Raw genomic sequence first — 5,178 nt, 5'->3', positions numbered from 1 at the left:
GTCTTTTCAACATTAAACGACAGGACACAATTCGAATGAAGAAGCGCCACCTCTTTTTCAACCTCGATTCCTGACCCATCGCTTCCGCAGGAGATGGCCCCCTCTCCCATGGCATGGTAAATGATTGGAGCTTGAAATCCGGATTTTAAATTGAATTGATTTTTCCGGCTTTCTGCCAGATCGACCATGGTCTCTTTAATCAGGTTGATATAAAGATCATAGTAAGGGTCCTCTCCTTCAATATCTCCTTTGCCGGTCAAACTTTTCGTATAGAAATAGCTATGCTCGATGTCCCCCCCTCCGGTAATAAATCTAAAGGGATCTTCCTGAAGACCTTTTTTATGCGCCACTGTTGCCTGGCGGAACTGTTTAGCCACCAAACTATTTTCCAGAAGATCTTTGATCGATCTCTCAAGGGCATTCCCCAGATCCAGCTTTGAAGTGTTGGCAAACGAAGCGGAGGGATAGAGGTGTCCATCGGAATAAAGACAAAGGCTTTCCCAGCAGGCATTCCCAAGATCAAATTTAACACCCGGAAGACTATTGACTCGAAATTTAAACGACTCCACCTGGTCAAACAATAGACCCTCTTCGCGGCTTCGCTTTTTAACTTCCCGGACCAATTGAAACAGCTCTTTTGAAGAAGGAAACCCGTTTGTGTCGTTTTCGAGAATACGGCCCCTCCGGTGAAGCCACATCAAGTGAACCGATTTAGATCCGATCTGGCGGGCCAGGGAAGGAAGCTCGACCAGGTCGCGGATATTCTCCTTCGTTACAACGGAGGTGATGGAGGTTTCAAAACCAAGGTCGCAGGCTCTCCTCGCCCCTTCTAATATCTTGTCAAACGTCCCTTCTCCCCGGATCGGATCGTTGATTTCTTTCCGGGTTCCGTCAAGACTGATTTGAAGTTTTACTCGTTCCCGGTTTAAGGTTTTTAATTCTTCCTGCCTTTGACCGGAAAAAAGGGTGGCATTGGTTAAAATAATTAATTCCCGGTTTTTAACCTCGGTCACATACCGGATCAGGTCAAAGATGTCTTTCCGGGCAAAAGGCTCTCCCCCGGTAAAATAAAACCTTAAAACCCCTAAATCTACCGCTTCATCAATCACCTGTTTGATCTTTTCACTGGATAAGCCCGGATCCCCTTCCGGAGAAGAGGAGACCAGACAATGGGTGCAGGTTAAATTGCAGGAGTTATTCGTATGGATCCAAAATTCTTTCAGACCCGGTTTCTTTAAAAAATATTCCCGGCCGGGATAATCAGCGGGAACAACGGGACGGGTTCCGATCATCCCTCTTCTTTCCGCGTCCGAAAGAAAGGTATGAACGTGAGACAGCGCCTTTGAGGCTTCAAGCCTATATTCCTGGCCATATATCCTGGAAAGGTCTGACAGGGAATTTTTACCGTTCACCTGAGACAAAATGAAGACTCCCCGATGGTCGGTCGAGACCCAGTTGGGAGTATTTTCGTCAATTAAATAATAAATCCCATTTTTTTCAAATGTTGTGAAGGCCGGGGCAAAGAATATATTTTTTTCGTTGAACAGTTTCATGGATTAAACACCTCCGATATTTAATAAAAATCAGCTTGTTTTGTCTTTTAATACCTGAACCAAATGTTCCAACCGGGGTTCTCCTACAGAAAAAACCTCTCCATCCAAAACAATGGTTGGAAAAATAAAAATCCCCAGAGATTTCGCACGGGACCGATCTTCCTTCTCTGATCGAACGATCATTTTGACCCCCGGCACCTTCCTTACCGCCTCTTTTGCTAACGCCATGGCAGATGAGGCTGAGATACAGCGCGGAGAGAGAAATAGTTCGAGAATAATCATAAACAAGTTTAACCTTATTCTATAATATTAATCTTGAAGAAATGAAAGAAATGAAGAATGGATTCCGTGATTTTCAAGATCCAACTGGAAAATGATAGATTTCCCACCCTGAGTTAAACTGGGCAGCAGGAGTCCCCATCTTTTGAACTGGCTAAATCGCCTGCGATCTCTTTATAAAACGCATAGGCTTTAATCGCCCATTCTTCTCCGGGACACCCCTGCATCGTCATAGCCACATTTAAAAATTCTATGAACTCTTCTCTGGTCGTTCCACGGTCGATGGCCATTTTGACATAAGCCTGAATACAAGGCTCACATCGAATCGCGATTGAAATGCTTAAAGCGGTTAAAAGCTTATATTTTCCGGGTACCTTGCCATCTTCGTACGAGGCTTCTCTTGCTCGCATAATTCCCCCCGTGACTTTAGGGCTAAGTTCCGCATCTCTTCAAAAATAGAATTGTCTTTTACAATTTCCGGGTCTCTCTTTTTCATTTTTTGCTCCTTCGCTGCTTTTAGCGGATTTAAAAACAAGGACTCCCCCAACAGGGCTTAATTCAACTTAAAACAAGGATACGGTATGGTTGGAAGAAAAGATGTAGGCTGGCCTACAATTTTAACAGGCGATGAGAAAAGATTAATCTCGGGATACCGAAGAAATGGGAAAGCTGCCAGCTTTCTCCTTCAGAAGATCCGGCCGGACAACGATAATATGCCGTCCTTCGAAAGCAATCAGACCCTCCTTCTTAAATTCGCCTAAGATGGCACTGACGGTTTCTCTGATCGATCCGATGAGGTTAGCGATTTCCTGATGGGTCACTTTTAAATCGATTTGAATCCCCTCAGGAACAGCCCTCCCGTAATCCTTTGAGAATTGCAACAGCAAGAGAGCCGCTCTTGAATGAACATCCCGAAAGACAAGGTCTTCTACCCGATTTTCTATCTTTTTGAGTCTGAACCCGATCAGTTTGACTAAACGGAGAGAATATTCAGGTTTCCGGTGAATCATTGAGAGAAAATGCTCTTTTTGAATCACACAAAGCTGACTGTCGTCAAGGGCTTCGGCCAAAGTGTCCCGTGGAGAATCCTGAAGCACTTCTAACTCTCCAAAAATATCTCCCGGCTCCAGAAGAGCAAGGGTCACCTCCCGGCCCTCTTCAGAAACCCTTGAAATTTTAACATGGCCTTCTTTTAAAATATATATTTTTTGACTCGGATCCCCCGGAAAAAAAATCGCAGACTTCTTTTTCACTGATTCTTCCACAGTAATCCGATCCAGCTCTTTCATTTCGTCGGAAGACATTTCTTTAAAGAGATTGGTTTTCTGCAGATACCAGATTTTATTTTTTATCATACGGGTTATCGTATGCCCTGCAAACTAAAAAATCAATAATTTTTGCTTTAACCCTTAATAATTCTCGGTATATAGGGATATCGCGATTGTTGAGAGTCAAGCAAGCGGGACCCTCACCCTGTTAAAAAACAAGCAAATATTACCTGCCAATGATAAAGAGCTTTTTATTCAAGGAAAAAGATTGTACATCGTTACATTTATAGTATATACTTTAAAGTGTTTACTATTATAATGTGAGGAAAAATGAAAACGGCAACCGCTAAAGATTTAAGACAAAAAACAGCAGCCGTATTAGAAGAAATCCGTAAAGGACAAAAAGTCACAATTACTTATAGGGGGAAATCCATCGCCATTCTTTCTCCAGTGGCTACAGAGGAAAAAAAGAAAAAAATAGATCCTGTCGGATTTGGAATGTGGCAATCTCGAAAAGATTTGAAGGATGTTGAGAAATGGCTCAAAAATATTCGGAAATCGAGGCACCGGGAGTTATTTTCGATACGGACATCTTAATCTGGTATTTCCGTGGAAATGAGAGAGCGGGGAGTTTTTTAGCAAGAGTTCCTCACCGCGAACGGGCTATTTCGTCCTTAACGATTATGGAATTAATACAGGGATGCCGTAATAAACAAGAGATACGGAATTTAAAATATTTCATCCGGGAAAACGTCGCGAGAACTTTATACCCGAGTGAATCCTGTTGCCATAGAGCAATCAGTCTTCTGGAACAGCATTCGTCTTCTCATGGGCTCAGAATCGTGGATTCGCTGATTGCAGCCTCAGCACTTGAGGAAGGTTATTCTCTGGCCTCCGGTAATTTAAAGCACTACAACATTGTTTCCGGACTCAAACTGATTTCATTTAAACCATAAAAAACAGACCGAGAAAAAGTCCTAATTTTTGAATTGACCTTAATACCAAGAACAGCGATAGACTTCGCACCCACTTATTAATCATGTCATTGCGAGCACCGAAGGGTGCGTGGCAATCTTATCGTAAAGTCTTGAGATTGCTTCACTTTGTTCGCAATGACAGCTTTCTAACTCTGTTCTTGGGATCCAATTCCTTTGTCCCTATCACCATCAAAACATTCAGGATCCTGATTTCCTCTCAGTCTATATATCCGATCCTGCAAGGGGAGAAGGCAAGCCGGCGGTTTTATTCATTTTCCTTCGCCGGAGCAGGTAATCCAGAAGGGCATCAAGGGAAATAGGGCCGGGTCCATGGAGGAAGAGGTACATCAGTAGAATTCCCCAGTAAAAAGCTTCCTTCATGGCCGCCTCTGATAATTGTCCATAGGAGAGCGCGGCGACAATATTGAGCACAAAGAGGGAGGCGGCCCCGAACCTCCCTGCCAGACCGACCGCCAAAAGGAACGACCCGCCCAGTTCAACGGCGGTGGAGAGATAAGCGGCGATCTCCGGCGGCAGGTAAGGAACGTCATAGACCAAAGTGAAGAGCATGACGGTCGACATCCAACTGGAGATTTTAACGATTCCTCCCTTCCAGAAAATCTTCGCCATGTAAAGGCGGACAAACAGGTCAAAGACCGGGATAAGGGATTCCAGATACCGGACACCCATGGAATAAACTGACACCGACCCAAGAACAGAGTTAGAAAGCTGTCATTGCGAACAAAGTGAAGCAATCTCAAGACTTTACGATAAGATTGCCACGCACCCTTCGGTGCTCGCAATGACATGATTAATAAGTGGGTGCGAAGTCTATCGCTGGTCTAGGGTATTGAATCACCGACTGAAAAACCGGACACGATCTGATATTCTAGAAGTTTCGTCAAAAAGAGAGTGAGATCAAACTCCGGATCGGAGTCAACCCCCATCTGATAAACCGATGCCAAATCCTTCCCCAAATAGAGGGCCTCGAGGAGAACGTACTCTCTCTTTGCCAGCGGCATGACCTCGACTTTCTGGAATGGTCTGGTCACTAAAATACCGGTCTCTTCCTCCGGAAGCGGAAGCTCGACAACCTGATCT

At 44.2% G+C, this 5,178-nt stretch carries 8 protein-coding genes; 2 read left to right on the top strand and 6 right to left on the bottom strand.

What is annotated here, in order from left to right; translation table 11 throughout:
- The 4 genes from HYR79_00270 to HYR79_00255 form a co-directional block, all read right to left on the bottom strand.
- The coding region (locus HYR79_00270) for a radical SAM protein (protein MBI1820120.1) at positions 1–1,553 on the bottom strand (1,553 nt) is incomplete at its 3' end.
- Between the two features lie 30 nt (positions 1,554–1,583).
- Positions 1,584–1,835: a thioredoxin family protein gene (locus HYR79_00265; GenBank protein MBI1820119.1), complete on the bottom strand. Its 252-nt coding sequence runs from the start codon at positions 1,833–1,835 to the stop codon at positions 1,584–1,586.
- A gap of 113 nt (positions 1,836–1,948) precedes the next feature.
- Positions 1,949–2,242 carry a carboxymuconolactone decarboxylase family protein gene (locus HYR79_00260; protein ID MBI1820118.1) on the bottom strand — a complete coding sequence of 98 codons (294 nt, stop codon included), beginning with the start codon at positions 2,240–2,242 and terminating at the stop codon, positions 1,949–1,951.
- 228 nt (positions 2,243–2,470) lie between these two features.
- On the bottom strand, positions 2,471–3,187 hold the full coding sequence (locus HYR79_00255; protein ID MBI1820117.1) for a Crp/Fnr family transcriptional regulator: 717 nt from the start codon (positions 3,185–3,187) through the stop codon (positions 2,471–2,473).
- 243 nt (positions 3,188–3,430) lie between these two features.
- On the opposite strand from HYR79_00255, the gene HYR79_00250 reads away from it, so the two are divergent.
- Positions 3,431–3,697 (top strand): type II toxin-antitoxin system prevent-host-death family antitoxin, encoded by a 267-nt coding sequence (locus HYR79_00250; protein ID MBI1820116.1) that lies wholly within the window; start codon positions 3,431–3,433, stop codon positions 3,695–3,697.
- Complete coding sequence (locus HYR79_00245) at positions 3,637–4,056, top strand: type II toxin-antitoxin system VapC family toxin (protein MBI1820115.1); 420 nt, start codon at positions 3,637–3,639, stop codon at positions 4,054–4,056. Before HYR79_00250 ends, HYR79_00245 begins: the two co-directional genes overlap by 61 nt.
- Positions 4,057–4,299: 243 nt before the next feature.
- On the opposite strand, the gene HYR79_00240 is transcribed toward HYR79_00245, so the two are convergent.
- Both HYR79_00240 and HYR79_00235 read right to left on the bottom strand, forming a co-directional pair.
- Positions 4,300–4,767: a DoxX family protein gene (locus HYR79_00240; protein ID MBI1820114.1), complete on the bottom strand. Its 468-nt coding sequence runs from the start codon at positions 4,765–4,767 to the stop codon at positions 4,300–4,302.
- A 152-nt stretch (positions 4,768–4,919) separates the two neighbouring features.
- Positions 4,920–5,178 (bottom strand): hypothetical protein (locus HYR79_00235; GenBank protein ID MBI1820113.1); only part of this gene is annotated, 259 nt, incomplete at its 5' end.

This window comes from Nitrospirota bacterium, assembly GCA_016178585.1.
Taxonomy (GTDB): domain Bacteria; phylum Nitrospirota; class Nitrospiria; order JACQBW01; family JACQBW01; genus JACOTA01.
The sequence above is the reverse complement of the archived record's forward strand: the minus strand, read 5'-3'. Positions and strand labels throughout refer to the sequence as shown.

Coding starts and splice junctions, on each gene's coding strand:
- HYR79_00260 (MBI1820118.1), bottom strand. CDS start 2,242: ATGCGAGCAAGAGAAGCCTCGTACGAAGATGGCAAGGTACCCGGAAAA.
- HYR79_00245 (MBI1820115.1), top strand. CDS start 3,637: ATGGCTCAAAAATATTCGGAAATCGAGGCACCGGGAGTTATTTTCGAT.
- HYR79_00240 (MBI1820114.1), bottom strand. CDS start 4,767: ATGGGTGTCCGGTATCTGGAATCCCTTATCCCGGTCTTTGACCTGTTT.
- HYR79_00255 (MBI1820117.1), bottom strand. CDS start 3,187: ATGATAAAAAATAAAATCTGGTATCTGCAGAAAACCAATCTCTTTAAA.
- HYR79_00250 (MBI1820116.1), top strand. CDS start 3,431: ATGAAAACGGCAACCGCTAAAGATTTAAGACAAAAAACAGCAGCCGTA.
- HYR79_00265 (MBI1820119.1), bottom strand. CDS start 1,835: ATGATTATTCTCGAACTATTTCTCTCTCCGCGCTGTATCTCAGCCTCA.